A 25,919-nucleotide genomic window follows, 5' to 3' on the forward strand; every position below is an offset into this window, starting at 1 on the left:
ACGCCCTTACGTCTGCTTGACTCCCGCCTGCTTGGCAGCTGGCTCACGCAGCTGCTGCCGCACCTCGGCATCGACCCCCTAACCCAACTTGCGCTGGTGCTTCGCCGTCGAGTACTGGTAGATCAGCTGGGCCCGCTCCGAGGACCCGTCCGAACCATGAGGCCCTCCCACTTGGCCCACATACCATCGTGGCTGGTTGCCGTCGGCCGAAGTTCGTGCCACAACCGTGCCAGATGCAGGGGTCAGCCACGGTTAACATCGGTGCCCTGCGGTCGAGTAGCCCTCCGCTTCCTCGGCTGGCGAAGTCGCAGCTCAGGTCCGAGACCGCCCAGCCTCTCTCCTGAAGCGGGTGTCGCAGGTTCGAATCCTGCCGGGGGCACAGTGTTGAGCAGGGCGAAGGCCCCGGAACTCCCAGGCGAGGGAGGGTCCGGGGCCTTCCCATTGGCGGAAGCGCCCCGCCTGACTACAGGGTGGCTGCACCCTCGCCACACCTCTCCTACGGAGGGCTGCCGCTGCGCTGTGGCATGTGCCGACCACAGGACTACGCAGTACACAGTCTGTGCAGACCCGACCGACGACCAGTGGATCGACGACCCGTTCCGACACCGTTGTGCCGGCCGCGCCCGGCGGCGACGGTTCTTCAGCCCGTAGGACGGGCGCTACCCGGCACGCGCCGAGGCACTTGCGGGGAGATCACCCGGCCGGTACTCCACTCCATGTGGCCGCTGCTCCGCGCCGCAGCGAAACGCGGAGTAGTGTGGACAGTACCGAGGGCATTTCGCACTCCGGCTTCCACGCCGGGTCGTTCTCGGCGAAAGATGAAACCCGGGCCGCCGCAGAGGCGGCCCGGAGACGGGTCCGCGTCATGTCGGCGACCTACCCCACCCTGCCGCACTCCGAGCCCGTCGCAGCCCCGGCCGCGCGTCTCGCGCTGAAGACCGACGGCACCTGCCGGGGGCTCCTGGACGGAGCCTGGTGGCCCCGGTCCCGCGATCTGCTGAGCGAACTGTCGGCGCTCACGGACGTGTTGGATGCCCGCTGGGGCCGCATCACCCGCATCGCCGTCAACCCGGAGCACTGGCCGGTCATCCCCCGCAGAATTCCCGTGGACGGGCACATCGTCAAGGTCGGCTGGTTCAGCCCGGAGATCGACCCGCACAAGCTGCTGCTGCTCTCCTACGACACCGGCCGCTGGGACCTGCTGGTCATCCCGCCCGAGACCGGCGCGGAGTCGGCGGCCCGGCTGATGGCTGCCGCGTCCGAGAACCACGGCCCGCCCCTGACCGCGAGCGCGCTCATCGCCGCGGACGAGGCCGGGCACGGTGTCTTGACGGCCGGCCGGTCACTGAGCCCGGACGAGGCTTGGGAGTACGAGGGCGGCGCCTCGGCGGTGTCCGCGGCCGTTCCCGGACAGACCGGTCCACCGGGGCCTGCCAGCCGGCTGATCATCGGTATGTGAGGTGGCCGCCGTGAACACCTTCCTGACGGCCGCGCCGCCTTCCTGGTCCTCATCGCAGCGGGGGCGTACGTGATTCACCGGCTCGGCCTGCAGCACGCCGACAGGATCGCCGCGTACAGGTACAGCACCCCCCGGCCCGGCCGCCGCGGCCGCCGCGCGCCACAGCCGTACCCCGCACCACAGGTGATCATCCGGGTCCCCCGCCGGCTGCCCGGCCGCGTCCCGGAACCATCGGCTCAGTCGGCGGAACCGTCGGCGCGGTCCGCGGAACCGTCGGCTCCATCCGCGGCGACGCGTGCCCGGGACCCCCGGGCCCCGGACCGGCTGGGGAGCGGCCGGGACCCCTGGACCGGGGTGTCTGAGCACCATCCGGCCGAGGCGTCATGACTTCCGCAGCTGAACATCTTCGGTACGCGCGCCGCTGCGGAGCGGTGCCCGCGGGACGGCATCAACGAGATCGGCTGCACCGGCCGGAGCCGGTTCCGCCGAGACGACGCACACGGACGGCTCCGGAGTCTCCGTCCGGCACGGTGTGAGACACCCGCGGCCGGGTACCCGCAAGAACAGAGGGCCTGCGCAGCCGCTGACCGACCAAGCAGACGCCTTTCTCGCCTCCGTGTTCCGCGTGCAGTGTCCGCCACGGAGGACGTACAGCCCTGACCCGCGGCCCGGTCCCAGCGGCTCCCGGGGCGGCGCCGACCCGATCGGCTCTTCAGAGAGAGTTTCACCATCATGAGCAGTAACACCACGGTGCGCCCCCCGCCCTCGGAGGCGTCCGGCAGCGACTTCGCCCGTCTGTCGAGAAAGGTCGCCGCCGCCGGGCTGTTGGAACGCCGTCCCGGCTACTACGCGCTGCGGACCACGGTGGTGGCCGGGCTCTACGTCGGTGGGTGGGCCGCAGTCGTGCTCGTCGGCGACAGTTGGTGGACGCTGGCGGTCGCCGCCTTCCTTGCCGTCGTTTTCGGCCAGGTCGCCCTGCTCGCCCATGACGCAGCGCACCGCCAGGTGTTCCGCCGACGCCGGGCCAGCGAGGTGTCCGGACGGATCGCCGGTGCCGGTATCGGGATGGGCTACGGCTGGTGGCAGGACAAGCACACCCGCCACCACGCCAACCCCAACCACGAAGAACTCGACCCCGACCTCGACCCCGACCTGCTGGTCTGGTCCCAGGACCAGGCACGGGCCGCCAAGGGGCTCCCCCGCCTGATCGGCCGCTGGCAGGCGTTCCTGTTCTTCCCGCTCCTCACTCTGGAGGGCTTCAACCTGCACGTGTCGAGCGCGAAGGCGCTGGCCAATCGTTCGCTCAAGCACCGCACGCTCGACGGCGTCCTGCTGTTCGCGCACTTCGCGCTCTACCTGAGCGTGCTGCTGTGGCTGCTGCCGCCCGGCATGGCGATCGCCTTCCTCGCCGTCCACCAAGGCCTGTTCGGTGTCTACCTGGGTTCCGCCTTCGCCCCCAACCACAAGGGCATGCCCATCCTGAAGGGCGCGGACCGTCCCGACTTCCTCCGTCGCCAGGTGCTCACCTCACGCAACGTGCGCGGCGGCAGGCTCACCGACATCGCACTGGGCGGGCTGAATCACCAGATCGAGCACCATCTGTTTCCCAGCATGCCCAGCCCCAACCTGCGCAAGGCCCGGACCATCGTGCGGGACCATTGCCGGGAACTGGGTGTCGAGTACGTGGAGACCGGGTTGATCGCCTCCTACCGGTTGGCCCTCGCCAGTCTCCACCGGGCCGGAGCACCGCTGCGGCCCGCACGGGTCCACACCTGAGGGACCTGCCGGAGCCGTCCGCGTGCTGTGGTCACCGTAGGTCTTCCAGCTGCATACGGAGACCGGGCGTCGACGCCCTCCGTGCGGGAGCCCAGGGGCCGTGGCACCGAGAGATCAGTCGTCTTCCTGTTCCTGGCCCCGGCATCCGGGGGTGACGTGAACCCAGCTTGGCCGGGAAGCTGCGGACGCCTCGCCTTCGCCGCCGAAACCGTCGCGGCGGTCACGCCCGGCGGTGATCCGTCAGCCCGACGGACCGCGCCCGCTCCCGGTGTCGATGAGGATCTGTTCCGCCTGGCTGACGTTGTCCGCCCGGACCGCTTGGGCCATCGCGGCGCGGGCGGCGTCCGGTGCCGCGTCCGGCGGGACCACCAGCAGCGAGAAGAGGTCCCGCTCGCCCCGCGTGATCAGGACCGTGTCGTCACCGACCGGAAAGGAATCGATGTGCACCACGCAGTCGTCCACGAGGATGCGCGTCGGCAGTCCCTCCCAAGCTGCGGTGTCCAGCCCCACGCGGGTCACGGGGCCGAGGTGGGCGATGAGGGCACGCAGCAGCGCGGGCAGCTCGGCACCCATGTCGCGCGAGCGCGGCCACCACGCACCATCGAGGACACCTTCACGTGATGCGGTCGTCTCCAGCCGGAGAAGCGCAGAACCCGGCCGCAGGGCCTCGTGGGCACCGCTGGGCAGACGCCGGGGAACAGCAGGTGGATCCGAGCTGGTCATGAGGACCACCCGTCTGTAGGGCAGGTGCGACAACGGGACCGCCTCGCACCTGCCACGCTACTCCTGGTCCCACGCGCACCGGCGTCTCCGCAAGCGCCCTCTGCCCTAAGCGAGCGTTTCCGCAGGTCGCGCCCACACCCGCTGGAACTCCTCGGCCGAGATGACCTCCAGCGGATCCTCGTCAGGGTCGACCGCTCGGTCGGTCAGGCCGCCGTGCTCGTCCTCCAGGTGCTGCCGGCTGTACCGGTGGAGTCGGCCGGCCGACGTCACCTCGGCCTGCTTGATGACGATCAACTCGCCGCGGTCGGGTACGGCTTCGAAGTACCACAGACCGCCCTCCTCGTCGGCGTGGCGGAAGTAGTGCCGCGAGGTGGCGTTCTCATCGAGGGCTCGGTAGTACGCCACGGTCTCCGCTTTGACGCGCTCCAGGTCCACCGGACCATGATGCCGACGAGCCGGCCTCGGCAGGAGGCCGCATCGGCAACGGGAGCCGGCAACTCAGTGGTGCTGTGCCTCACTTGCCGTGCCCGCGGGTGCCGTTTCGTCCTCCGGTTCCCAGCGCAGCAAGTCGCCCGGCTGGCAGTCCAGTACCTCGCACAGTGCCGCGAGCGTCGTGAAGCGGACCGCCTTGGCGCGGCCGTTCTTGAGGACGGCGAGGTTGGCGGGGGTGATGCCGACGCGTTCGGCGAGTTCGCCCACGGACATCTTGCGCCGGGCGAGCATCACGTCGATGTCGACGACGATCGGCATCAGATCACCTCGGCCAGCTCGGCCCGCATCCGCGCCGCCTCGACGTCGCGGGCCACCGCCTGGGCGAGCAGCATGCGCAGCACCAGGACGATGAGCGCGACACCGAGGACGGCCAGGCCCACGCCGCCGATCAGGAGCACGATGCCGGGGGCCACGTCCTCGCCCGGCGCCAGGACCACGCCGAGGGTGAAGACCAGCAGCGCTGCGGCCGTCATCGCGCCGATCACGATGTGTACGTAGCGGAAGGCGCCGTGGGAGAAGACGGTCCCCCGGCGCACCATCGTCACCAGCCGCCATACGCAGACCAGGACGACCTGCGCCGTCACCAGCCCCAGCAGCAGGATCACCACCACCGGGGTGCGCCGGTCGAAGTCACCCATGTCGGCGGCCAGCAGCGGGACCATCACCGCCTGCACGAACACCGAGCCGGCGAGCAGCCCCACCAGCACCGCGCGCAGCGCGAGCACCGTCAGTTTTCCCATCGCCTTCCCTCCTCCTCGTCGTCAGATGCCGGCACACCCGCACACGTCCGCACGCAGCCGCGCCATCGAATCTCGATGAGAATCTATCGTTTTTCGATAGGTGCCGACAAGAGGGACCGCAGGGAGATGACCGAGGACCCCTGGGCCCCGCTTCAGCGGCGGTGCGCCGTCTCCGCCGGCCCACCGAGGCGCCGATCTGGCCTGTGAACGTTTCTACAGGTCAGCGGGATGATCACTTGATCACCTGTGCTGGTGAAACGACTCCTGACTCGACAACCGGGCACCGGCAATCGCGGTTGGGCCGGTACTTGCCGGAAGACCTCAGGAGGAGATCACCTTGTTCGGGCCGACCATCACTCGCCTCGTCACCGCGCTGGCCGCCGCCGGCGGGCTCATCCTCAGCACGCCCACGAGTGCGCAGGCCACCGCGATCGGCTCGACTCCGGTGCGCACCTTCCAGTACAGCGTGGGGGGCATGACGATGCAGGTCCCCACAGGGTGCATGTTCACCCACATCATCCGGGGCAGCGGCAAGAAGATCACCTACCAGAACGCCGGCGTCGACTGCGCCTTCGCCGCCGCACTCGGCACCGGCTTCTGCAACTGGCGCATCGACTTCACCTACGCCGACACGGACAACCGGGTCTACCGCACGTCACGGGGCACAACGCACAACGAATGCAGGATCGACCCGATGCGGAGCAACGCTCCTCGTACCCTGCCTCGTTATGGCAAGGCGTGCGCCCATCTGCACGTCAACGGAGTGCGACGGGTGAGTCAGTGTCACCACATCACGAAGTGAGCGTGAGCGTTCATGGTCGAGCAGCAGGGGCAGCGGGTGGATCAGGCGCGTGAAGCACGGCGTCGGCGGAGCGGAATCGTCGGGTTCCTCGCCGGCCTTTTCGGTGGACTGGCCTTCTTCGGGTTCTTTCCCGGACTGCCGCACGTCATCGACTGGGGCGCGATCGTCGTTTCGGTGGTGGTGGGGCTGCTGGGTCGGTGGGCTGGCCGGGCGTGGGCCGACCGGGCGGAGCGCGAGCAGGAGCAAGAACAGGAGCAGCACGACGGTCGTGAGTAGGCGGGTCGGGCGCTCCGCTCAGGTCCTGCCCGGCGGCAGGGAGACACCTTTCGGCGTGCGACAGATGACCAGCGCGGTTGTACGGGGCGAGAGTCCCCCCGGCGTTGCCCCTCGCGCCCCCGGCCTCACTGACGCGCTGCCCCTCCTCGGTACCCTGGCCGAATGGGCGAAGCCGTAGCCGCAGGTCAGCAGATGGGCATCGTGGCCGCGCTCGTGCGGTCCGCGTTCCTGGTGGACGCCGTGTACGCCGAGTCGGGGCGTCGGTTCGGGCTGACCCCGCAGCAGGGCCAGCTGCTGTGCGTGCTGATGCCGCAGCCGTACGGCATGTCCGAGCTGGGCTCGATGCTGGGTCTGGCCAAGTCCAGCCTGACCGGGCTGGTGGACCGCACCGCCCAGCGCGGCCTGGTCCGCCGCGAGGCCGATCCCCGGGACAAGCGGGCGGTACGGGTGCGCCTGACCGAGGAGGGCGCGTCGCTCGCCAGGCAGTTCTACGACGCCGCCTGCCGCCGCATCGAGGAGCTGCCGTCCGGTCTCGCACCCGCCGAGCGGGAGCAGCTGGCGGCGCTGCTCGCGAGGGTGGTCCGGGACAACGAGGTCCCGTGGGTGTTCCTCGAGCCGGAACCACGGCCGTAGGGACATCGCCGGGCCGCGACGGCCGAAGCCGCAGCCTCAGCCACAGCCACGTCACATCGCCAGGTCCGCCGACTGGGTGACCGTCGCCCGTGGCCGCAGCCGCGCTCACGTCGCCGCCCGCTCCTCCCCGGCCTTCGCGTCATCCCGGCTGTCCGTCTCGTCCGCACCGGTCACACCGGCCACACCGGCCCCCTCCGCGCTCTCCGCGCCCTCCCCCAGCCCTCGCGCCAGCACGCCCGTCACAGTCAGGGACCCGGCCGCCATCACCGTCATCGCCACCGCGGGCGAGGTGAGTTGGGCCGTCGTGCCGGCCAGGGTCGCGCTGAGGCCCTGGCAGGTGAGCATGCCGGCGGAGTGGAGGCCGAGGGCGTGGCCGGAGAGTTCGGTGGGGGTGAGGGTGACCAGCCGCTCCTGCTGTACGAGGCTCGCCCCGAAGCCGGCGGACGCCACCAGGACCAGGACGGCCGCGACCGGCACCGGCGGGCGCAGGAAGAACAGCAGGTACGGTCCGGCCAGCAACAGCAGCAGCGGCACCCCGAGCCGCGCGCGCCGTGCCGGTGGCACCAGGCGGCCGACGGTGACGTCCCCGGCGAACATGCCCAGCGCCGCGCAGGTGAACAGTGTCCCGGCGGCGCCGGGCGCGTAGGAGACGTACAGCGACTCGCAGCCCACGATCAGTCCGTTCGGCACCCACAGGGCGAGGTAGACGCGGCGGCGCGGACGTGACGACCACAGCCGGGCGTTGGCCCGCCAGGTGGCCCGTGCCGACGGGCGGCCGGTGGCGCGCGGCGGGCGTTGCGTCAGGCCCAGCCGCAGTCCGAGCGCCGCCCCGGCGTACAGCAGCGCCGCGAGCAGCAGCGCGGCGCGCGGGGTGAGGACGGCGACGAGGACACCGCCGGCCGCGTAGCCGCCGATCTGGGCGAGGCCGCTCATCATGTTGAAGACCGAACGCCCCAGCACGTAGCGCTCCGTGGAGAGGATCTCGGTCAGCAGTCCCCACCGCACTCCTCCGCCCAGCGAGGCCACCAGCCCCTGCGCGAGGACGACGGCGAAGACCGCCGCCGGCGGCAGTCCCGGCAGCGCGAGCACCGCCGTACCGGCCGCGAAGGCGAGGGCGACGCCGGTGAGCGTCGCCCGGGGCGGCAGCCGGTCGGCGCCCGACAGCAGGAAGGCGGCGCCGACGACCTGGGCCAGCGACGGGCCGAACATGCTCACCGCCGCCAGCAGCGGCGATCCGGTGGCCCGGAACACCAGCGTGCCGAGGGCGAGCCCGCCGAGGGTCTGCGCGGCGGTCTGGGCGGCGGAGGACAGGAACAGCGGGGTGAACTCGGGCGTGCGGAAGAGGCTCGCGTAGCCGGGTGAGGTGCGCATGCGGGGAGTCTCAAGCGGCCGTGGCGGGCCCCGTTATTGTTTCGCGCACACGCGAAACCAACCGGGGGGCGGGCGGCATGGGCTGGTGGCAGCTCGACGCGGACACCCTCGCCCGCAGCCGGTTCCTGCTCTCGCCGTACGCCGAGACCTTCGCGAGTCTGAAGCTGCTGCACGCCGGGACCGGGGCCCATCCGGGCGAGCGGGAGTGGCTGCGCGCGCACCTGCCCGCCTACCGGGCCCGCCTGGCCGCCGACCCGGTGACCGCGCGGCTGGTGCGGGCGGGACTGGGCCGGGACTGGATCGCCGACTTCCTCACCCCGACGCCGCGGGAGGGCGAGGACTTCGCGCGGGCGGTCGCCCGGGTGCGCGCCACCCGCCCCGACGCGGCCCGCGCCCATCTGCGGCTCTCCCTCGCCGGCCCGCTCCCCGCCGTCCTGGACCGCGACGACCTGCCCGAGCGCGCGGCGGCACTCCTCACGTATGTGTGGACCGAGGCGGTACGGCCGTACTGGGCGCGGCGCCGCCGCGTGCTGGAGGCCGACGTGGTCGCCCGCACGGCGCGGATGAGCGAGGGCGGCTGGGCGGCGGTGCTGGACGCGCTGCGGCCGGGCACCCGCTGGCTGGGCGCCAGCCGCTTCCAGGTCAATCTGCACGAGTACCCGCCCCGCGACATCTCCGGCGCCGAACTCGTCCTCGTCCCCGTCACCCCGCGCACCGGCTGGGTGTCGTGGGAGGAGCCGGAGCGGCAGCGGTACGCCCTGGTCTACCCGTGCTCCGGGCCGCTCGCCGACGGCCACGCCCGGCCCGCGCCCGCGAGCCTGGCCGCCCTGCTGGGCCGGGCCCGCGCCGCCGTCCTCGTCCTGCTGGACTCCCCGCTCAGCACCACCCAGCTGACGGCCGTGACCGGGCAGGGGCTCGGCTCGGTCGGACGGCATCTGCGGGTACTGCGGGACGCGGGGCTGGTGGAGCGGCGCCGGGCGGGCCGCTCGGTGCTGTACGCGCGGACGGCGGCGGGCGATGTGCTGATCCGGGCAGCGGCGGGCGATGTGCCGGTCCGAGCAGCCTCGGGTGCTGCGCCGACCCGGTCAGCAGCGGGCGATGAGCGGATCCGGGCCGCGGCAAGCGAGGTGCTGCATCAGGCCGTAGGGGACCGGCCTGCCGGGGCGGGCGGAGCCGGGCGCGGCTAGCATCCGGCCATGACCACCAACGCATCCCCCCTCGACGTCGCCATCGACGCCCTCCAGGGCGGTCCCGCCGATCTGAAGCAGTACGCCGGGCAGGTCGTGCTCGTCGTGAACGTGGCCTCCAAGTGCGGCCTGACCCCCCAGTACGCCGGTCTGGAGCGGCTCCAGGAGCGGTACGCCGCCCGCGGGTTCACCGTGCTCGGCGTGCCCTGCAACCAGTTCCTCGGCCAGGAGCCGGGCAGTGCCGCGGAGATCGCCGAGTTCTGCTCGGCGACGTACGGCGTGACCTTTCCGATGACCGAGAAGGTCGAGGTGAACGGCGCGGGCCGGCACCCGCTGTACGAGCGGCTGACCGGTTTCGCCGACGCCGAGGGGCACAGCGGGGACATCCGCTGGAACTTCGAGAAGTTCCTGATCGGCCGGGACGGCACCGTCGTCGCCCGGTTCTCCCCGCAGACCGAGCCGGAGTCGGCGGAGGTCGTCGCCGCCATCGAGGCGCAGCTCGGCTGAGCCGGAACGGCCTGCCTTGACCTTGCCCCCGGGGCAGGCCCGAGTCTCCTTCCCGCCGGGCGCCGAGGACCGCCCGGTGACGGAGGATGCGCGGATGGACGAGGAACTGCTCACCATCGGGACGTTCGCCGCCCGGGCCCGCCGGTCGGCCAAGGCCCTGCGGCGGTACGACCGGCTCGGCCTGCTCACCCCGGCCCGGGTCGACCCGGCCAGCGGCTACCGCTACTACCGCGTCGCGCAGATCGAACAGGCGCGGCTGGTGGCCCTGCTGCGGCAGCTGGACATGCCGCTGGCGCGGATCGCCGAGGTGGTCGCCGCGGACGGGGAGCGGGCGGCCGGGCTGCTCGCCGCCTACTGGGCGGACGTCGAGGCCCGGCTGGCGGGGCAGCGGACGCTCGCCGCGTACCTTCGTGGACGGCTGTCGGGAGGGACTTCCGAGATGCGCGAGACGTTCACGGTCGAGACGGTCGAGATGCCGGCGCGGGTGGTGATCACCGAGACGCGGCATGTGCTGGCGGACGAACTGCCCGCCTGGATCGGCGCGTCGCTGGGGCGGCTGGAGGAGGCGGCCCGGCAGTGCGGCGGCCCGGCCGGCGCGCCCTACGTCGTCTACCACTCCGAGGTGTCCATGGAGAGCGACGGCCCCGCCGAGGCCTGTGTGCCGGTGGCCGACGAGGCGGCGGCCCGTGCCTGGGCCGAGGCGCGCGGACGCGCCTGGCACACCCGGGTGCGGGTGGAACCGGCCATGCGCCTCGCCTTCACCCGGATCCGCAAGGCGCAGGTGGCCCATCCGCAGATCCTGGCCGCCTTCGAGGCGGTGGAGGAGTGGATCCGGGAGCGGGGGCTGGAACCGGCCGGCGCCTGCCGCGAGGTGTACTTCGCGGACTGGGACGCGGCGGGCCCCGGCGACCCCGTGTGCGACGTGGCGTTCCCGGTGCGCTGACCGCGGACAAGAGCCGAGCCCCCTCGGCAAGGACGGCGGGCTCGTCGAGAGGGCTCTGCGCACGGTGCGCGTGGTGCGCGGGTGGTGCCGGTGTTACGCCTTGACCGAGGCCACGAAGACGTTCCACGCGTCGGCGGGGAAGGCCAGCACGGGACCCTGATGCACCTTGGAGTCCCGGACGGCCATGGCCGACGGAACCGGGGACTTGATTTCGACGCACGCGCCGTTGCCCTGGGAGTACGAGGACTTGATCCACGTGTCCGTCGCGCCCTGCTTGATCGCCATTTTCGCTCCAGTAAGCCAGTTGCTGAGTTGTGCGTTTGCGCCAACATCGGTGGTGTGATGGCGTGATCGACGCTACTCGCCAACTCGGATCTCCGGAGCGACTATTCACTCGACCGGATGGCATATTCCATTCGGTCTTCCATCCGGTCGGGCCGACGGTGTACTTTGCGGCGCCTCACCTGCGACCCGCGTAGTCCTTCACCACTTCCGAGATGAATTCCCGGGTTTGGTCGGCATTCAGGGCCTGTGCCCGCAGGTGCTCGTACATGACAGCGTATTTCTGGACATCCTGCGCCTTTTCCAGATAGAGGTCGCTGGTGACGCCCTCGATGTAGACCACGCTCGAATCGGCGGCGTCCGGGAACTCCAGAATCGCGTACTGCCCGCTCACACCGGGGTGCGCGCCCATCTCGAACGGAATCAACTGGACCGTGACGTGCGGCAGTTGCGACATCTCGAGCAGGTACTCCAGCTGCTCGATCATCACCTGTTTACTGCCCACCTCGCGGCGCACCGCCGCCTCGTCGAGCACCGCCCACAGCCGCAGCGGGTTCTCCTCGGCGGCAATACGTTCCTGCCGGCGCAGTCTGACCTGCACCCGTTTGTCGATGTCGGCCGGCGTCGCCTCCGGCAGCGCGCCGGTGATCAGGGCCTCCGCGTACTGCCGGGTCTGCAACAGGCCGGGCACCACCTGCGGGTCGTACACGCGCAGACTGGCCGCGTCGGTCTCCAGGCCGATGTAGACGCTGTACGGGATGTCGCCGAAGGAGTGCCACCAGCCCTGCTGGCGCGAGTCCTTGGCCATCTGCATCAGCGAATCGACGATGCGGTGGTCCTCCACCTCGTAGACCCCGCACAGGTCGCGCACATCGCGCTGGCTGATGCTGCGACGGCCGTTCTCCAGGCGGCTGATCTTCGACTGCGACACCAGCAGCCGCTCCGCCACCTCCTCGGCCGTCATACCCTTGAGCTCACGGAGCCTGCGCAGCTCCTGGCCCAGCCGGCGCCGCCTGACGGTGGGATTGACATTGGACGCCACGGGACGTGCACCTCCGGCTGCTGCAACTTTGCGTATCTGCTGTTGAGCAGACTGCCACCAAGGCGCGGCTTACCGCTGGGAAACCGCGGATATGCGGCGGGTACACGCCATGTCCGCACACACGGACATGCGTCCGCGCGGGGCGGCGGACGCGTCCGTCGTCCGAACGACGCGTTCCGTCACCCCGCGCGGCTCGCGCGGCTCCCGAACCGGGCTTGTGTCTCGCCGTACTGCCGTACTGCCGTACCGCCGTGGGCCCGTGGCTAGTGGGCCACGGCGCGCGCCATGCCGGCACGGCGCGGCTGGGCGGGAACCCCCCGAGCGGGTTCCGCCGTCCTGGCGCCGGCGGGCGGCCGGCCCGCCGAACCCGCCGCGGCGCGGCGCGGCTGCGCCCCCACGCCGTTCTGGACGTCCATCACGGCGTGCGCCACGAGGCCGCCCATGGGGTCGTGCCTGATCAGGTCCCGCAGCCGGGAGCGGGACGAGCGTCCCTCGTTCCCCGGGTACAGGTGCTTGCCGAGGCCGACCGCGTGCGCCAGGGCGGCGAGCGCCGCGGTCCGCGGGTCCGGCGGAACGCCGGTGCGGATCGCGGAATCCAGCCGGGCCTTGATCTCCCGGCTGATGGCGTTGTCCGTCGCCTGGTAGCGCGTCGTCGGCAACACCCCGCACATCTGGCCCTCGACGGCATGCACCATGCCGCATCGTTCCAGATGCGAGAGGTACGTCTGGCGGAGCCCGAGACGCGGCCCGCCGATCCAGTGGACGGCCCGTACCGGAGCGCCACGCCTTCGCAGCAACTCCAACGCGCAGTCCAGTGTCGGATCTCCTGTCGGCCGTGGGACCACCACGGCGATACGATCCCCGTCTGGGGCTATCCGTCCGGCCAGCGCCAGCTCCACTAGCTGTGCTCCGGCCAGACCCAGGTCGAGCGACTGCGGCTGTGCGGTGGTACCCGTCGTCGGGTCCAACGCCAGCAGCAGAAGCTCCTCCGGAAGTGTTCTGCGGCTCCTGCCCATCCATGCCTCCCCGCGTGGATGAATGACAGGGTGACCCCTCTCACATTGGTCTGTCGAGGGTGCGTGACCGGTTCGTAAGGGAACCGGTAGGTATGTCGTTCTCGTCTACCGCTTGGGTTTAGCCCGCACACAGGACACTGGTACATGGTTCGGACAGTCGTGGAACCGAGGTGTCCGGGCGGCGGTTCGGTTCGGTAGCGCACGGGAACGTGCGGCATGGAGGAGGCATCGGTGGCGGGCGAGTCCCCCGACAGGTCGAAGCAGCGCGAGTCGTCGGCAGAACCGACGTCGGGGAGCGCGGGTCCGGTTCCCGAGGCCCGGAGCGAGGCGGCCGATCCCCGCCTCTCCGTGGCCCGTACGAGCGTCGACACGGCGACGCGGGTCCTCTCCACGAAGGACCTCGCGAAGGCGCGCGAGGACGGCGCGGAGGGCACGGACGGCGCGGACGGCGCCGCCGAGGACGGCGGCGAGGACACCGGCGGCAAGGGCGACGAGGACCTGGACGCCGCGGTGGCGGCATGGGTCCGCTCCGCGGACGAGGCCCCGTCCGACAAGGCCGCGTCCCCGAAGGAGGGTGACGCCGCGTCCGCGAAGGGGCCCGAGAAGGCCGAGGGATCCGAGAAGGCCGAGGAGTCCGAGAAGGCCGACAAGGCCGAGGAGCGCGACGACGTCGACGAGGCCGTGGTGGCCGGGGACGAGTCCGAGGCGGCGGCCGAGGAGGACTCCGACGAGCCGCGCGACGCGGCCGACGAGGGCGAGAGGGACTTCGGGAAGGGCGCGACGGCGGCGGCAACCGCCGAGGGCGACAACGGCGGCCGAAACACCGAGGCCGGCGCCGAAGGCGACTCCGAGGGTGACTCGGGCGCCGAGGACGCCGAGGACGCCGAGGACGCCGAGGACGCCGAGGACGGCCCGGAGGACGCGAAGGGCTCCGCCGAGGGAACCCCCGAGGCCGCCGAGAAGGCCGAGGACGACGCCGACGCGTCGCCCGTCGACCAGCCCACCACCGTCTTCAAGGCCGTACGGCCGCCGAAGCCCGCGGTCGACCAGCCCACCACCATGCTGAAGCTGGGCGGCGCCGCCAAGGTGAAGCCGGCCGCGGAGTCCGGCAAGGCGAAGGGGACCGCCGAGGAGTCCGGGAAGGGGCAGAAGCCCGAGAAGGAAGCCGCGAAGGCCCCGGCCAAGGACGCCGACAAGGATTCCGCGAAGGGCGCGGCGACGAAGGACGCCGAAGACGACTCCGCGAAGGACGCCGAGCGGACCGGCAAGTTCGTCGCGCTGAAGCCGCTGGACGACCCGGCGGACCGCAAGCCCCGCCCGGCCGCGCCCGCGAAGCCCGCGACGCCCGCCGAGCGGACCGAGGCGCCCGCGCCCGCCGACGTCACCGCCGCCGTGCCGCAGATCGGCCCGGAGCGGACCACGCAGCAGCCGTTGCCGCCGAAGCCGCCGCTGGACCTGCTGGCGGAGCTGACGAACACGCCGCCGCCCCCGCAGACCCCGCTGCGCACCGCCGTGCGCCGGGTGAAGATCTGGACGCCGCTGGTGCTGCTGCTGGTGATCGTGTTCGCGGTCGTCCAGTCGTTCCGCCCGCTGCCGGCGCCCACGCTCCAGCTGACCGCCCAGGACAGCTACACCTTCGACGGCTCGACGATCGACATCCCGTGGCCGGAGAACGGCCAGGCCGCGCTCGGCGTGCAGGGCATCGGCACGTTCGGCTCGTCCGGCGAGCAGAAGCCGGTGCCGATCGCGAGCGTCGCCAAGGTGATGACGGCGTACGTCATCCTCCGGGACCACCCGCTCAAGAGCGGCGAGGAGGGCCCGATGATCAAGATCGACCAGGTGGCCGAGGACCAGTCCCAGGCCGGCCAGGAGTCGACGGTCAACGTCTACGCGGGCGACCAGATCTCCGAACGCGAGGCGATCGAGGGCATCCTCATCGCGTCCGCGAACAACGTGGCCCGGTTGCTGGCCCGTTGGGACGCGGGGTCCGAGAAGGCGTTCGTGGCGAAGATGAACGCCGCCGCGAAGGACCTCGGGATGACCAACACGACGTACACCGACCCCTCGGGCCTGAACGACACCACGGTCTCCACGGCCGTGGACCAGGTGAAGCTCGCCAAGGCCGCGATGACCCAGCCCGCGTTCCGCGAGGTCGCCGCGATGATGTCGTACGACGACTACAAGGGCGTGAACCACCCGAACTGGAACCAGCTGGTCGGCAGCAACGGCGTCGTCGGCATCAAGACCGGCACCACCACCTCCGCCCTCGGCAACCTGGTGTTCGCCGCGAAGAAGGAGATCGGCGGCGAGACCCACACCATCGTGGGCGCCGTGGTGCGCCAGCCGGCGGGCGGCGCGGACAACACCATCCTCGGTGCCGCGCTGCACCAGAGCGACCTGCTGATCCGCGCCGCGCAGGGCGCCCTGGAGTCGGCGACGATCCTGAAGAAGGGCGACGTCGTCGGGTATGTGGACGACGGTCTCGGCGGCCGTACCCCGGTGGTCGCCACGGAGGACGTCACCGCCGTCGGCTGGCCGGGCCTGGAGGTGAAGCTGTCCTTCGCCGCCGACGAGCTGCCGCACACGGCGAAGGCCGGGACGAAGGTCGGCACGCTGACCGTGGGCGACGGGGCCGTCGCCGGGGCGGTGAAGGTGCCGGTCGCGCTGGAGCGGGACCTGGTGGAGCCCGGCTTCACGGCGAAGGTGACGCGGATCGCCTGACGCCGCACCCGGGGCCCGAGCCCCGCACCGCACCGCACGCACCCCGTCGAGCAGGGCCCGCAGGCCCGCCGGCGGGGTGCGTGCTAGCGTCGCGAATCGGGACAGGCCGCCCGCGTGCGAGACGCGGACGGAAACTCCCGGGGCCCTGCCGGCAACGGCCGGGGAACGGTCGGAGAGCACGGACCACGCGGCCGGGGAACGTACGAGACGCACACGGGGAGTGCCAACAGGTGGCCACTGCGGAGCCGACACGCACCGACGACACCGGTCCGGTCCCGGGGGACGGTCCGCGAATACGCGTGCCCGGCTCCCCGCCGGACCCCTCGCGGCGGACCCCGCGCGACCGCGTGGCCCGCCACCCCGCGCTCCTCGTCACCGCCGTGGCCGGCGTACTGCACATCGTGTGGTTCTTCACGTTCGCGAACAGCGGCGGGGACCTCGCGGCGCAGGACGCCTGGGCGGAGTTCGTCGGCCGGCACCCCGACTCGGCGTACAACCTGGCCTGGTACGGCGGGATGCACCCGGTGTCGTACAGCGTGGTGTCGCCGTATCTGATGTCGGTGCTCGGCGTGCGGACCACGATGATGATCGCCGGGACGCTGTCGGCGGGTCTGCTGACGATGATCCTGGTCCGCAGCCGGGCCGTGCGCGCACCGCTGTGGCCCGCGCTGGCGGGCGTGTTCGGCCTGCTCGGCAACGCGGCCTCGGGCCGGGTGACCTTCGGTCTGGGCACGCTGTTCGCCCTCGCGGCGGTGGCGGCGGTGTTCTGCTGGCCGTACCGCTGGCGTCACAAGCGCTGGGCGAAGGCGCTGTGCGCGGCCCCGCTGGCGGCGCTGGCCACCATGTCGTCACCGGTCGCGGGCCTGTTCGTCGGGCTGGTCGCGGTGGCGCTGTTCCTGCAGAAGCGGCGGCCGGGCGCCTGGGCGCTGGGGCTCGGCCCGAGTGTGGTCGTCGCGGTGTCCGCGTGGGCGTTCCCGTTCTCCGGCACCCAGCCGATGGGGTTCGGCTCGGCCGTGCTGCCGATGCTGTACGCGCTGCTGGTCCTCCTGCTCGTGCCGCGCGAGTGGGTCACCGTCCGGATCACCTCGGCGGTGTACTTCCTGGCCGTCCTGCTCGTCTGGCTCATCAGCTCGCAGATCGGCTCGAACATCACGCGGCTGGCGATGCTGTTCGCGGGGGTGGTGCTGGTGGCGGCGCTGCCGTTCACGGTGCCGCGCTCGCGCAAGTGGTACGCGCTGGTGGTGTCGTTCGCCGGTTTCGTCGGCTGGATCGGCTTCAAGTCGGTCGACGACGTGGTGCACACCACCCCGCGCGCCTCGTGGGCCCGGGAGCTGGCGCCGCTGGTGAACGAGTTGCAGCAGGTCGGCGCCGGCAAGGGCCGGGTGGAGGTGGTCCCGGCCGCCTCGCACCGGGAGGCCTCGGCGCTCGCCCCGTACGTGAACCTGGCCCGCGGCTGGAACCGCCAGGCCGACATGGAGCGCAACCCGCTCTTCTACGACGACACCCTGAACTCGGCCAACTATCACCTGTGGCTCAAGCGCTGGGCGGTCCACTTCGTGGTCCTGCCGAAGGACGAGCCGGACGGGGACGGCGGCCAGCGCGAACGGGAGCTGGTGCAGCGCGGTCTGCCGTACCTGGAGCAGATCTGGGGCGACGCCAACTGGCAGCTGTTCCGGGTGAAGGACCCCACTCCGCTCGCCGACCCGCCCGCCACCGTGGAGCGCGCCGAGCAGGGCGAGATGACGCTGCGGGTCGGCCGGCCCGGCCGGATCCTGATCCGGGTGCCGTACTCCCCCTGGCTCCAGCTGGTCGACGCCGAGGGCAAGGGGGTGGAGGGCCCGCGGGAGACGGAGGAGTCCCGGAGCCGCCCCGAGGGCGAGCCGAAGACGTACGAGAACGTCAACGGCTGTCTGATGGAGACGGAGGAGGACGAGGAGGGCGACACGTGGACGCTGCTTCTCGCGCCCCGCGCGGGCACCTACCGGCTCGCCTCCCCCTACGACTGGCCGCGCGGGACGCCGTGCCCAAAGGAGCTGCGCTGAGGCCCTGATCCAAGGCCCTTTCCGCCCTCCTCGGAGACCACCCGGACTCGTTCAGGTCCGTGAACAGAAGTCACCTGGCAGAACGATTTTGCCATCCCTTGACCTTCCGCTTGCTTGTCGTGCCCATGTGACCGCACTCACGATGAGCGGGCCGTTCACAAGGCGGACCCTGAGCGGACCCTGAAAGGGTGGCACATGAACAGTCTCGACTGGGCCGTGCTCATCGGCTACTTCGGCGTGATGGTGGCCATCGGCATCTGGTCGCACAAGCGCGTGGACAACGTCAGTGACTTCTTCACCGCCGGCGGCAAGATGCCCTGGTGGCTCTCCGGCATCTCGCACCACATGTCGGGCTACAGCGCGGTGATGTTCACGGGGTACGCGGGCATCGCCTACACCTACGGCGTCACCTCCTTCGTCACCTGGTCCTTCCCGATCGCCCTGGGCATCGCCATCGGCTCCAAGCTGTTCGCCCCGCGGATCAACCGGCTCCGCTCCCGCCTCCACGTGGCCTCCCCGCTGGAGTACCTGAAGAACCGCTACGACCTGAAGACCCAGCAGGCGCTGGCCTGGTCGGGGATGCTGCTGAAGATCGTGGACGTGGGCGCGAAGTGGGCGGCGATCGCCACCCTGCTGTCGGTGTTCACGGGTGTGTCCCTGAACCAGGGCATCCTCATCACCGGCAGCATCACCGCCGTCTACTGCACGATCGGCGGCCTGTGGGCCGACGCGCTCACGGAACTGGGCCAGTTCGTCATCCAGTTCCTCGCCGGCATCGCGATGTTCGTCGCGGTGATCATGGAGCTGAACGACAAGGGCATCGGCTTCCTCGGCGCCTGGGACGAGCCCGAACTCCAGGGCCACGGCGAGCCGTTGGTCGGCCCCTACGGCACGGTGTTCCTGCTCGCGTTCCTCTTCATCAAGCTGTTCGAGTACAACGGCGGCATGCTCAACCAGGCCCAGCGCTACATGGCCACCTCCAGCGCCTACGAGGCCGAGCGCTCGGCGCGGCTGTCGGCGGTGCTGTGGCTGGTGTGGCCGCTGGTCCTGTTCTTCCCGATGTGGATGTCCCCGCTGCTGGTGGAGTCCCAGAAGTCCGACGGCTCCGACTCCTACGGCCTGATGACCGAACAGCTCCTCCCGCACGGCCTGCTGGGCCTGGTCATCGTCGGCTTCTTCTCCCACACGATGGCCATGTGCTCCTCGGACGCCAACGCCATCGCCGCCGTCTTCACCCGGGACTGCGCGCCGGTCGTCTGGCGCCGGGCGCGGGCCTGGAGCGAGGGGCAGGGCCTGCGGGTCGCCCGCGTCACCACGGTCGTCTTCCTCGGCCTGTCGATGGCGGCGGCCACCCAGGTCAACTCCCCCACGTTCGGCGACATCATCACCGTCGTCATCAAGTGGGTCGCCGGGCTGATGGGCCCCATGGCCATCCCGATGATGCTCGGCCTGCTCCGCCCCTTCCGCCGCTCCGGCCCGACGGCGGCCCTCACCAGCTGGGCGACCGGCCTGTTCGCCTTCTGGCTGGTCAACTACCCCATCCACTGGAACCTCGACGGCGGCGTCCCGCTCCAGTACCAGGTCTCGATCCCGCTCGCCGTCTCCCTCGTCCTCTACATCCTCATCGGCTACCTCAAGCCGGAGGACACCCCGGAGCGCCTGGCCGTCATCGAACGCATCAACACGGACGACGACGGCACCGGCACGGCGGCGCCGGTCCCGGCCCAGCAGGACGGCACCCCGGGCGTCCCGGTCAAGGACTGACCCGGCCCCGGGCCACCGCGCCTGGGGTCACGACCGCCCGTGACACGGCCGCCCGGGCGGTCGTCCGTGTCACGGCCACAGCAGGGTGCGTGTCCAGCGGTCGCCGTCGCGGCGGTACACCAGCCGTACGTGCCGTCGCCGGGCGTCCCCCTGGAAGAACTCGGCCTCCTCGGGGCGCAGGCGGTAGAGGGTCCAGGTCGGGGCCGGGGTGTGCGGGGCGCGCTCGGCGCGGGCCCAGGCCGCGTCGGAGGCCCGCGCCAACTCGTCCAGGGAGTCGAGGGGTTCGCTCTGCCTGCCGGTCAGGGCGGCGGCGAGGGCGCCGGTGGAGCGGGCGTGCAGATCGGCCTGGGCCTCCTCGGGCGGGGCGGTGGTGACCCGGCCGCGCACCCGGATCTGGCGGGCCTGCGCCGGCCAGTAGAAGCCGAGGGCGGCATACGGGCGGGCGGCGAGGTGGCGGCCCTTGCGGCTGCCGGCGTGGCTCGCGAAGCTCCAGCCGTGCGCCGCGTCGGCGCCGTGCAGCATCACCGTGCGGACGTCGGGCAGGCCCTGCTCGTCGGCCGTGGCCAGGGACATGGTGTGCGGCTCGGGCTGTCCGGCGGCGACCGCCTGCGCGAACCACGTGGTGAACAGGTCGAGCGGGTCGTCGGGTGCCGTGGCCGGGTCGAAGGAGGGCAGGGGGTCGAGGTCCCACACCCGCAGGGACCGCAGCAGTTCGTCAAGGTCCGGTGCCATGGCCCGAGTATCGCCGCATCCGCCGGCGTCAGACGGTGGCCAGCCGCTGGAGCAGCAGGAACGCCCCGATGCCCAGCATCGCGGCGCCGGAGGTACGGGTGACCGCGCGGGCGGCGGCCGGGCGGGCGCCGAGGACGGCGCGGGCCAGCAGGCCGACCGTGAGGTAGACGGCGGCGCAGCACGCCATGTGCAGCAGGCCGAGCGCGGTGGTCTGCACGGGCACCGGCAGGTGGTGGCCCTCCAGGGTGAGGAACTGCGGCAGCAGTGACAGGTAGAGGAGCAGGCCCTTCGGGTTGAGGCCGCTGATCGTCGCGCCCCGCAGGAAGGTTCGGCGCCGGCCGGTGGGCGGGCCGGCCGGGTCCGCGGCGCCCGGCACGGCCGGCCGCCGCAGCACTCCCCAGCCCAGCCACACCAGGTACGCCGCGCCCGCCACCGTCAGCGCGGTGAGCAGCGCCGGGGATCCGGCGACCAGCACCGCGAGGCCCGCCGCCGCGAGGACCGTGTGCAGGGCGTAGCCGGTGACCAGGCCCGCGACCGCCGGGACCGGGGAGCGGTCGCGCAGGCCGGCGGAGATCACGTACGCCCAGTCGGCGCCCGGTACGCAGACCAGCAGGAGGTCCAGAGCGAGGAAGGAGAGGAGGGAGGCCGAGTCCATACCGGGGACATTAGGCGGGAATGCACCGAAAGTGTTCCCGTTCTTTCTCCGCCGACCCGCACACTGAGGCAGGATTTCCCGCATGGACGACGTGGACCGGAAAATCCTTGCCGAGCTGCAGCAGGACGGGCGGCTGACCGTGACCGAGCTGGCCGCGCGGGTGCGGCTCAGCGTCTCGCCGTGCCACCGGCGGCTGCGCGAGCTGGAGCGGTCGGGAGCGATCAGCGGCTACCGGGCCGTGGTGGACCCGGCCGCGGTGGGGCTGACCTTCGAGGCGCTGGTCTTCGTCTCGATGCGGCAGGAGGACCGGGAGACGGTCGCCGGGTTCGAGCGGGCGCTGACCGAGGTGCCGGAGGTGCTGGAGGCGCAGCGGCTGTTCGGGGAGCCGGACTATCTGCTGCGGGTGGTGGCGGCGGATCTGGCCGCCTACCAGCGGCTGTACGACGAGCGGCTGGCCACGCTGCCCGGGGTGCAGCGGCTGACGTCCACGCTGGTGATGAAGCACGTGGTGCGGGACCGGCCCCTGCCCGCGTAGCGCCGCGCGGGTCCGTGGCTCCCCGCGCCCCTTCCGGGGCGCATGACAGGACGGGGGGGGAGACGGGGGTCCGCCGTCGCGCGACCCGCTACTTCGCGGGCTTCCTGCCCGTGATGCCGAGGTGCACCAACAGGGCCAGGGCGGGCTTGAGTTCGTTCTGCTTGACGCCCGCGAGGCCCTTCTGGTGGCCGGCCACCGCGGCGAGCATCGCGACGATCGAGCCGGCCATCGCCGCGGCGCTGACGTCCTTGTCGACCCGGCCCTTGGCCTGCAGCTCGGACACCGCTTCCGCGAGGGAGGTGTTGACCGAGCTGAGGATCTTCGTGCGGATCTTGTGGAACCGCTTGTCGCCCTCGGCGGCGCCGAGGTCGATGACGCGCAGGATCGCGTCGTTCTTGCGCCAGAACTCCAGGAATCCGTCCACGAGTTCCTGCGCGGTCTGCCAGCCCGCCTTGCCGGCCCAGGTGCGTCCCTCGACCAGTCCGGTCAACGCGGCGCTCTCGCCCGCCATTTGCTCGGCGATCTCCAGGACGGCGCCCTCGACGTCCGGGAAGTACTGGTAGAACGTCGCGGGCGAAGTGCCTGCCTTCCGGGCGACATCGATGACCTTGACGTCCCGGTAGGGAGAGGAGCTGAGCATCTCGCTGAGGCAGTCGAGCAGCTTCTGCCGCGTCGCCTGCCCGCGCCGGCCGGCCACGCGGCCGTCGACGGTACGCACTTGTCCTGTCATGCCGTCAGCTTACCGAGGGGGGGTGGGAGCGCTATTCGGCCGACTGCAAATGGGGTGCGCGAGGGCTTCGAGGGCTGTGTGCCTGGTGAGCGGGGTGCGCGGGGCGCCGCTACGTTGACTGCATGGCCGAAAACAGGGCATCTGCTCACCAAGAGGGATACACCGAGGGCGTCCCGTGCTGGGTCGACGCCCAGCTCGCCGACGTGGCGGCGGGCAGGCGGTTCTACGGCGAGCTCTTCGGGTGGTCCTTCGAGGAGGCGTACGGCGGGAGCGTGTGGGCGCGCCTGGACGGGCGGCCGGTCGCCGCGCTCGCACAGAAGGCGGACGGGCGGCTGCCCACCGTGTGGACGGTGTACTTCGCGACGCCGGACGCCGAGGGCCTGGCCCGGCGGATCCTGGCGGCCGGCGGGCAGGTGGTGACCGCGCCGGTGCCGGTCGGCGAGCTGGGTGTCGCCGCGCTCGCCACCGATCCCGAGGGCGCCGTGTTCGGCCTGTGGCAGGCGGGCTCCCACCAGGGTTTCGGGCGCCGTCACGAGCCCGGCACGTTCGGCTGGGCGGAGCTGTACGCGCGGGACACCGCCGCCGCGAACGGCTTCTACGGCGGTCTCTTCCACGACGCCCTGTTCGGCCCGGACGCCGAGCCCGACTTCGGCCGCGCCCCGCTCACCGACGTCTTCCCCGCCGAGATGCCGCCGCACTTCCTGGTGCACTTCCGGGTGGCGGACTGCGCGGCCGCGCTCGCCGAGGTGACCCGGCTCGGCGGGCGGGTGCAGGCGGGCCCGTTCGAGACGTCGTACGGCACGGTGGGCGTGATCACGGACGACCAGGGGGCGTCGTTCGCGGTGCTCCAGCGCTGAAACCGGCCACGCCGGGTCCGGTCCTACCAGGGTTTTTGTGGCGATATCAGGTGAGACACCCCGTTTCTCACCGGGTTCGCAACCTGCGCCCCGGCCAGGAAGAATCGGGGTGCGTGCCGCCACGGCGGTGCGGTGGTGAGACGCTGCACGGGGTCGCGTACATATGTGGGTGACGCGGCTCGTACGGGGAGGTGGCAGGCAAGTGGTGGATCAGCTGACACAGCACGATCCGCGGCGCATCGGGCCGTTCGAGGTGCTGGGACGGCTGGGGGCCGGCGGCATGGGGCTGGTCTATCTCGCGCGCTCGGCGTCCGGCCGGCGCGTGGCGATCAAGACGGTCCGCACCGAGCTGGCCGAGGACCAGCTGTTCCGGGTCCGCTTCACCCGTGAGGTGGAGGCGGCCCGCGCGGTCTCCGGCTTCTACACGGCGGCCGTGGTCGACGCCGACCCGCGCGCCGCGGTGCCGTGGCTGGCCACCGCGTACGTGCCCGCGCCCTCCCTCGAGGAGATAGTGAACGACTGCGGTCCGCTGCCCGCGCAGGCGGTGCGCTGGCTGGCGGCGGGCGTGGCGGAGGCGCTCCAGTCGATCCACGGCGCCGGACTGGTCCACCGGGACCTGAAGCCGTCGAACGTGCTGGTCGTGGAGGACGGCCCGCGGGTGATCGACTTCGGCATCGCGTCCGGCGTGTCGAACACCCGTTTGACGATGACCAACGTCGCGGTCGGCACCCCCGCCTACATGTCCCCCGAGCAGGCCAAGGACTCCCGCAGTGTGACGGGCGCCTCCGACGTCTTCTCCCTCGGCTCCACCCTCGTCTTCGCCGCCACCGGCCACCCGCCCTTCCACGGCGCCAACCCGGTCGAGACCGTCTTCATGCTGCTGCGCGAGGGCCCGGACCTCGACGGCCTGCCCGACGAGCTGCGCCCGCTGATCGAGTCCTGTATGCAGATGGACCCGGCGGCCCGGCCCACCCCGGCCGACCTCCAGGCCCAGCTCGCCCCGCATCTGTTCGGCTCCGGCTCCGACGACAGCGGGACGGCGTCGGCGTGGCTGCCCGAGCGGGCCGTCGCCCTCATCGAGGCCCGCCGCGGCGGCCGCCCCGCGGTCAAGCCCGCGTCCGGCGGGCACTCCGGTGGCCGGCACGGCGGCCACTCGGGCGGGCGCGGCGCCGGACGCGGCGGCTCCGCCGTACCGCCCCCGCCGCCGCACGACCCGGTCGTCCCGGCCCCGGTCGGCGCCCCGCCCGTCCCGGTCGGAGCGCCCCCGGTCCCCGGCCCTTCCGCCGCGCCCGACAGCGGGCCGATCCGGCTGGCCGGCGCCGCCGTGCCCATCGGGCCCGGACCGCGCGTCGCCGACGCCCGCGCCGCCGCCGTCAAGGCGCCCCCGCCGGAGGCCGGTCTCGCCGCCTCCTGGTCGAAGCCGCGCCCCGGCGTGGGCGGCGCCGACCCGGCCGTGACCGCGCCGCCGGCGCCCCCCGTGCCGCCGGAGCCGGCCGCGAGGGGCTGGCGTCCGTGGCGGTTCCGCATGTCGAACGACGTGTGGGGCACCCCGGCCGTGGCCGGCGACCTCGTGTACGTCACCTCCTTCGAGGTGCACGCCCTCGACGTGGCCACCGGCCGCCGCCGCTTCAAGACCCGCGACGTCGCCTGGTCGATGGCGGTCGCGGACGGCAGGATCCACGCCTCCGACGGGCCCACCCTGTTCGCGCTGGACGCCCGCGAGGGCACCGACCTGTGGCGGCTGTCCACGGACGCCTGGGTGTACTCCCTCAAGGCCGAGCGCGGCACCGTCGTCACCGGCACGCGCGGCGGCGGCGTCCAGGCGTGGGAGGCCGTCAACGGCCGCAAGCTGTGGGAGATCACCGGCTGCCAGACCGACTTCGAGTCCCCGGAGGCGGGCCCGGCCCTGCACGACGGCACCGTCTACCTCTGGCAGGACGCCCGGCTGCGCGCCCTCGACGCCCGCACCGGCGACGAGCGCTGGTCCTACCCGATCGGCGACGCGGCCTCCTGCGGCGGCGTGCCGGTCCGGGTCACGCCCGCGCCCGACGGCTACGTCTACGTCTCGGCGGGCACCCGCGTCCTCGCCGTGGACGTCGCGAGCGGCCACGTGCGCTGGCACTTCGAGGCCCCGGCGGTGTTCCTCTCCCCGCCCGCCTTCGCGCCCGGCCCCGCGGTCACCGGCGGCGGCGTCTACCTCGCCGACTACCTCGGCACGGTCTACGCCCTGGACGCCACCGACGGCCGCGACCGCTGGCGCATCGCCACCGAGGCCCGGGCCTCGGTCGAGCCGGTGCTGGTCGCGGCGGGCCACGTCCACGTGGGCAGCGGCACCGGCCTGTACACGCTGGACGCCGTCACCGGCACCCCGAAGTGGCGCTTCCAGGCGGGCGGTGACATCGTCGGCGCCCCGGCGGTGGCCGAGGGCCGCATCCACTTCGGCTCCACGGACCACCTGCTGTACACCCTGAAGGCCGACGACGGCCGGCTGCGCTGGAAGCTGGCGACCGGCGGGGAGATCACCGGCTCGCCGGTGGTCAAGGACGGCATCGTGTACGCGTGCAGCAAGGACCGCTGCGTCTACGCGCTGGACGCCGAGAAGGGCACGGGCACCGCTCGGACCGCGTGAGATCC

General features: G+C 72.2%; 25 protein-coding genes. 14 read left to right on the forward strand and 11 right to left on the reverse strand.

Annotated elements, in window-relative coordinates:
• The first annotated feature begins 757 nt into the window (after positions 1-757).
• Together G7Z13_RS15295 and G7Z13_RS15300 are read left to right on the forward strand one after the other, a co-directional pair.
• A complete protein-coding gene (locus G7Z13_RS15295) occupies positions 758-1,459 on the forward strand; it encodes a DUF5994 family protein (protein WP_165999705.1) in 702 nt (233 codons plus the stop codon).
• Between the two features lie 732 nt (positions 1,460-2,191).
• Positions 2,192-3,235: an acyl-CoA desaturase gene (locus tag G7Z13_RS15300; protein WP_165999707.1), complete on the forward strand. Its 1,044-nt coding sequence runs from the start codon at positions 2,192-2,194 to the stop codon at positions 3,233-3,235.
• A 240-nt stretch (positions 3,236-3,475) separates the two neighbouring features.
• On the opposite strand, the gene G7Z13_RS15305 is transcribed toward G7Z13_RS15300, so the two are convergent.
• The 4 genes from G7Z13_RS15305 to G7Z13_RS15320 form a co-directional block, all read right to left on the reverse strand.
• Positions 3,476-3,958, reverse strand: a complete 483-nt coding sequence (locus tag G7Z13_RS15305) for a DUF5994 family protein (protein ID WP_165999709.1) — start codon at positions 3,956-3,958, stop codon at positions 3,476-3,478.
• A gap of 105 nt (positions 3,959-4,063) precedes the next feature.
• The gene (locus G7Z13_RS15310) at positions 4,064-4,393 is read right to left on the reverse strand and encodes a hypothetical protein (protein WP_165999711.1); all 330 of its coding nucleotides are present in this window, start codon (positions 4,391-4,393) and stop codon (positions 4,064-4,066) included.
• A gap of 63 nt (positions 4,394-4,456) precedes the next feature.
• The gene (locus G7Z13_RS15315; RefSeq protein ID WP_165999713.1) at positions 4,457-4,708 is read right to left on the reverse strand and encodes a helix-turn-helix transcriptional regulator; all 252 of its coding nucleotides are present in this window, start codon (positions 4,706-4,708) and stop codon (positions 4,457-4,459) included.
• Positions 4,708-5,190, reverse strand: coding sequence for a DUF2975 domain-containing protein (locus G7Z13_RS15320; protein ID WP_165999715.1), 483 nt, complete (start codon positions 5,188-5,190; stop codon positions 4,708-4,710). Before G7Z13_RS15320 ends, G7Z13_RS15315 begins: the two co-directional genes overlap by 1 nt.
• A 337-nt stretch (positions 5,191-5,527) precedes the next feature.
• Here G7Z13_RS15320 and G7Z13_RS15325 point away from each other — a divergent pair, with 337 nt between their 5' ends.
• The 3 genes from G7Z13_RS15325 (at position 5,528) to G7Z13_RS15335 (ending at position 6,901) form a co-directional block, all read left to right on the forward strand.
• Entirely contained in the window at positions 5,528-5,992 is a 465-nt protein-coding gene (locus G7Z13_RS15325) for a hypothetical protein (RefSeq protein WP_240926222.1), read from the forward strand.
• Positions 5,993-6,004: 12 nt separating this feature from the next.
• Positions 6,005-6,268: a hypothetical protein gene (locus tag G7Z13_RS15330; RefSeq protein WP_165999717.1), complete on the forward strand. Its 264-nt coding sequence runs from the start codon at positions 6,005-6,007 to the stop codon at positions 6,266-6,268.
• Positions 6,269-6,460: 192 nt separating this feature from the next.
• Positions 6,461-6,901, forward strand: coding sequence for a MarR family transcriptional regulator (locus tag G7Z13_RS15335; protein WP_166004978.1), 441 nt, complete (start codon positions 6,461-6,463; stop codon positions 6,899-6,901).
• A 105-nt stretch (positions 6,902-7,006) separates the two neighbouring features.
• On the opposite strand, the gene G7Z13_RS15340 is transcribed toward G7Z13_RS15335, so the two are convergent.
• Positions 7,007-8,272 carry an MFS transporter gene (locus G7Z13_RS15340; RefSeq protein WP_165999719.1) on the reverse strand — a complete coding sequence of 422 codons (1,266 nt, stop codon included), beginning with the start codon at positions 8,270-8,272 and terminating at the stop codon, positions 7,007-7,009.
• A gap of 77 nt (positions 8,273-8,349) precedes the next feature.
• Here G7Z13_RS15340 and G7Z13_RS15345 point away from each other — a divergent pair, with 77 nt between their 5' ends.
• The 3 genes from G7Z13_RS15345 to G7Z13_RS15355 all read left to right on the forward strand — a co-directional run bounded on the left by G7Z13_RS15345 (position 8,350) and on the right by G7Z13_RS15355 (position 10,909).
• Positions 8,350-9,459, forward strand: a complete 1,110-nt coding sequence (locus tag G7Z13_RS15345) for a helix-turn-helix domain-containing protein (RefSeq protein WP_165999721.1) — start codon at positions 8,350-8,352, stop codon at positions 9,457-9,459.
• A 9-nt stretch (positions 9,460-9,468) separates the two neighbouring features.
• On the forward strand, positions 9,469-9,966 hold the full coding sequence (locus G7Z13_RS15350) for a glutathione peroxidase (RefSeq protein ID WP_165999724.1): 498 nt from the start codon (positions 9,469-9,471) through the stop codon (positions 9,964-9,966).
• A 94-nt stretch (positions 9,967-10,060) separates the two neighbouring features.
• Positions 10,061-10,909 (forward strand): MerR family transcriptional regulator, encoded by an 849-nt coding sequence (locus G7Z13_RS15355; RefSeq protein ID WP_206313214.1) that lies wholly within the window; start codon positions 10,061-10,063, stop codon positions 10,907-10,909.
• A gap of 93 nt (positions 10,910-11,002) precedes the next feature.
• On the opposite strand, the gene G7Z13_RS15360 is transcribed toward G7Z13_RS15355, so the two are convergent.
• From G7Z13_RS15360 to G7Z13_RS15370, 3 genes are all read right to left on the reverse strand, one after another.
• On the reverse strand, positions 11,003-11,194 hold the full coding sequence (locus G7Z13_RS15360) for a DUF397 domain-containing protein (RefSeq protein ID WP_165999728.1): 192 nt from the start codon (positions 11,192-11,194) through the stop codon (positions 11,003-11,005).
• A 175-nt stretch (positions 11,195-11,369) separates the two neighbouring features.
• The gene (locus tag G7Z13_RS15365) at positions 11,370-12,233 is read right to left on the reverse strand and encodes a helix-turn-helix transcriptional regulator (protein WP_165999730.1); all 864 of its coding nucleotides are present in this window, start codon (positions 12,231-12,233) and stop codon (positions 11,370-11,372) included.
• Positions 12,234-12,496: 263 nt separating this feature from the next.
• Complete coding sequence (locus G7Z13_RS15370) at positions 12,497-13,249, reverse strand: GPP34 family phosphoprotein (RefSeq protein ID WP_165999732.1); 753 nt, start codon at positions 13,247-13,249, stop codon at positions 12,497-12,499.
• Between the two features lie 216 nt (positions 13,250-13,465).
• Here G7Z13_RS15370 and G7Z13_RS15375 point away from each other — a divergent pair, with 216 nt between their 5' ends.
• The 3 genes from G7Z13_RS15375 (at position 13,466) to G7Z13_RS15385 (ending at position 19,776) form a co-directional block, all read left to right on the forward strand.
• Complete coding sequence (locus G7Z13_RS15375; RefSeq protein ID WP_165999734.1) at positions 13,466-15,970, forward strand: D-alanyl-D-alanine carboxypeptidase; 2,505 nt, start codon at positions 13,466-13,468, stop codon at positions 15,968-15,970.
• A 230-nt stretch (positions 15,971-16,200) separates the two neighbouring features.
• The gene (locus tag G7Z13_RS15380) at positions 16,201-18,012 is read left to right on the forward strand and encodes an MFS transporter (RefSeq protein WP_165999736.1); all 1,812 of its coding nucleotides are present in this window, start codon (positions 16,201-16,203) and stop codon (positions 18,010-18,012) included.
• A gap of 195 nt (positions 18,013-18,207) precedes the next feature.
• Positions 18,208-19,776 (forward strand): sodium:solute symporter family protein, encoded by a 1,569-nt coding sequence (locus tag G7Z13_RS15385; RefSeq protein WP_165999738.1) that lies wholly within the window; start codon positions 18,208-18,210, stop codon positions 19,774-19,776.
• Positions 19,777-19,845: 69 nt separating this feature from the next.
• Here the strand turns inward: G7Z13_RS15385 and G7Z13_RS15390 are convergent, their stop codons facing one another.
• Both G7Z13_RS15390 and G7Z13_RS15395 read right to left on the reverse strand, forming a co-directional pair.
• Positions 19,846-20,508: a pyridoxal 5'-phosphate synthase gene (locus G7Z13_RS15390; RefSeq protein ID WP_165999741.1), complete on the reverse strand. Its 663-nt coding sequence runs from the start codon at positions 20,506-20,508 to the stop codon at positions 19,846-19,848.
• Positions 20,509-20,536: 28 nt separating this feature from the next.
• Entirely contained in the window at positions 20,537-21,163 is a 627-nt protein-coding gene (locus G7Z13_RS15395) for a LysE family translocator (RefSeq protein WP_165999744.1), read from the reverse strand.
• 82 nt (positions 21,164-21,245) lie between these two features.
• On the opposite strand from G7Z13_RS15395, the gene G7Z13_RS15400 reads away from it, so the two are divergent.
• Positions 21,246-21,698 (forward strand): Lrp/AsnC family transcriptional regulator, encoded by a 453-nt coding sequence (locus G7Z13_RS15400; RefSeq protein ID WP_165999746.1) that lies wholly within the window; start codon positions 21,246-21,248, stop codon positions 21,696-21,698.
• A gap of 88 nt (positions 21,699-21,786) precedes the next feature.
• Here the strand turns inward: G7Z13_RS15400 and G7Z13_RS15405 are convergent, their stop codons facing one another.
• Positions 21,787-22,428 (reverse strand): TetR family transcriptional regulator, encoded by a 642-nt coding sequence (locus G7Z13_RS15405; RefSeq protein ID WP_165999749.1) that lies wholly within the window; start codon positions 22,426-22,428, stop codon positions 21,787-21,789.
• A gap of 122 nt (positions 22,429-22,550) precedes the next feature.
• On the opposite strand from G7Z13_RS15405, the gene G7Z13_RS15410 reads away from it, so the two are divergent.
• Entirely contained in the window at positions 22,551-23,285 is a 735-nt protein-coding gene (locus G7Z13_RS15410; protein ID WP_165999750.1) for a VOC family protein, read from the forward strand.
• Between the two features lie 202 nt (positions 23,286-23,487).
• Positions 23,488-25,914 carry a PQQ-binding-like beta-propeller repeat protein gene (locus tag G7Z13_RS15415; protein WP_165999752.1) on the forward strand — a complete coding sequence of 809 codons (2,427 nt, stop codon included), beginning with the start codon at positions 23,488-23,490 and terminating at the stop codon, positions 25,912-25,914.
• The last annotated feature ends 5 nt before the right edge of the window (positions 25,915-25,919 follow it).

This window comes from Streptomyces sp. JB150, assembly GCF_011193355.1.
Classification (GTDB): domain Bacteria; phylum Actinomycetota; class Actinomycetes; order Streptomycetales; family Streptomycetaceae; genus Streptomyces.

Excerpts from the sequence above, each read along its gene's own strand:
- G7Z13_RS15320 (WP_165999715.1), bottom strand. The coding sequence starts at position 5,190 with ATGGGAAAACTGACGGTGCTCGCGCTGCGCGCGGTGCTGGTGGGGCTG.
- G7Z13_RS15355 (WP_206313214.1), top strand. The coding sequence starts at position 10,061 with ATGGACGAGGAACTGCTCACCATCGGGACGTTCGCCGCCCGGGCCCGC.
- G7Z13_RS15395 (WP_165999744.1), bottom strand. The coding sequence starts at position 21,163 with ATGGACTCGGCCTCCCTCCTCTCCTTCCTCGCTCTGGACCTCCTGCTG.
- G7Z13_RS15370 (WP_165999732.1), bottom strand. The coding sequence starts at position 13,249 with ATGGGCAGGAGCCGCAGAACACTTCCGGAGGAGCTTCTGCTGCTGGCG.
- G7Z13_RS15340 (WP_165999719.1), bottom strand. The coding sequence starts at position 8,272 with ATGCGCACCTCACCCGGCTACGCGAGCCTCTTCCGCACGCCCGAGTTC.
- G7Z13_RS15350 (WP_165999724.1), top strand. The coding sequence starts at position 9,469 with ATGACCACCAACGCATCCCCCCTCGACGTCGCCATCGACGCCCTCCAG.
- G7Z13_RS15385 (WP_165999738.1), top strand. The coding sequence starts at position 18,208 with ATGAACAGTCTCGACTGGGCCGTGCTCATCGGCTACTTCGGCGTGATG.
- G7Z13_RS15300 (WP_165999707.1), top strand. The coding sequence starts at position 2,192 with ATGAGCAGTAACACCACGGTGCGCCCCCCGCCCTCGGAGGCGTCCGGC.
- G7Z13_RS15345 (WP_165999721.1), top strand. The coding sequence starts at position 8,350 with ATGGGCTGGTGGCAGCTCGACGCGGACACCCTCGCCCGCAGCCGGTTC.
- G7Z13_RS15330 (WP_165999717.1), top strand. The coding sequence starts at position 6,005 with ATGGTCGAGCAGCAGGGGCAGCGGGTGGATCAGGCGCGTGAAGCACGG.
- G7Z13_RS15390 (WP_165999741.1), bottom strand. The coding sequence starts at position 20,508 with ATGGCACCGGACCTTGACGAACTGCTGCGGTCCCTGCGGGTGTGGGAC.
- G7Z13_RS15305 (WP_165999709.1), bottom strand. The coding sequence starts at position 3,958 with ATGACCAGCTCGGATCCACCTGCTGTTCCCCGGCGTCTGCCCAGCGGT.
- G7Z13_RS15315 (WP_165999713.1), bottom strand. The coding sequence starts at position 4,708 with ATGCCGATCGTCGTCGACATCGACGTGATGCTCGCCCGGCGCAAGATG.
- G7Z13_RS15410 (WP_165999750.1), top strand. The coding sequence starts at position 22,551 with ATGGCCGAAAACAGGGCATCTGCTCACCAAGAGGGATACACCGAGGGC.
- G7Z13_RS15405 (WP_165999749.1), bottom strand. The coding sequence starts at position 22,428 with ATGACAGGACAAGTGCGTACCGTCGACGGCCGCGTGGCCGGCCGGCGC.
- G7Z13_RS15400 (WP_165999746.1), top strand. The coding sequence starts at position 21,246 with ATGGACGACGTGGACCGGAAAATCCTTGCCGAGCTGCAGCAGGACGGG.
- G7Z13_RS15375 (WP_165999734.1), top strand. The coding sequence starts at position 13,466 with ATGGAGGAGGCATCGGTGGCGGGCGAGTCCCCCGACAGGTCGAAGCAG.
- G7Z13_RS15335 (WP_166004978.1), top strand. The coding sequence starts at position 6,461 with ATGGGCATCGTGGCCGCGCTCGTGCGGTCCGCGTTCCTGGTGGACGCC.
- G7Z13_RS15360 (WP_165999728.1), bottom strand. The coding sequence starts at position 11,194 with ATGGCGATCAAGCAGGGCGCGACGGACACGTGGATCAAGTCCTCGTAC.